This is a genomic window from Campylobacter sp. US55 (assembly GCF_004378955.1).
Classification (GTDB): Bacteria; Campylobacterota; Campylobacteria; order Campylobacterales; family Campylobacteraceae; genus Campylobacter_D; species Campylobacter_D jejuni.
On the sequence record NZ_RYYF01000025.1, the window covers coordinates 1 to 665 of the forward strand.

Annotated in this window: 1 protein-coding gene; it reads left to right on the plus strand. The window is 28.1% G+C overall.

Features of this window, described 5'->3' with window-relative positions; translation table 11 throughout:
* The coding region (locus ELQ07_RS08160) for an ATP-grasp domain-containing protein (protein WP_134224988.1) at positions 1-665 on the plus strand (665 nt) is incomplete at both ends.

A 665-nucleotide genomic window follows, 5' to 3' on the forward strand; every position in this document is an offset into this window, starting at 1 on the left:
ATGAAAAACAAACATTTTTTTATTATTGGCGGTGGTGATTTACAAGCGGATTTAGTGTTACATGCAAAAAAAGATTTTATCACTCATGTTTTTGACTACAATGAAAATTGTTTTTGCAAAGATTTAGCAGATTATTTTCATCCTATTTCTATTGCCGATAAAGAAAAAATTCTGGAATTAGCTATCAAATTTAATATAGTAGGTATTGCTACTGCTGCTACAGAACTTGGAAATTTAACAGTATGCTACATTGGAGAAAAGCTTAATCTTGGGACTAATTCTTATGAATGCGCTAAAAATACTACAGATAAAAGCTTAATGAAAAAAGTATTTGAAAGAAACAATATCAATCATGCCAAATACTTTATACTCAAAGATGAAAAAGATTTAGAACAAATTGCTAATTTCCCTGTTGTTGTAAAACCAAGCGATAGAAGTGCTGGAAGAGGAGTTGTAAAAGTATTTGATAAAGAAAATTTAAAAAAATATTTTTACAAAGCTAAAGATTTTTCTTATAATAAAATTGTTTTAGCCGAAGAAGTTTTAAAAGGTAGACAATTTAGTGTAGAAGCTATAAGCTCTCATGGTAAACATCAAATTATAGCTATCACAGAAGAATATTTACGAGAAGGCGAATTTGCAAATGATTTTTTAGAAACACAACA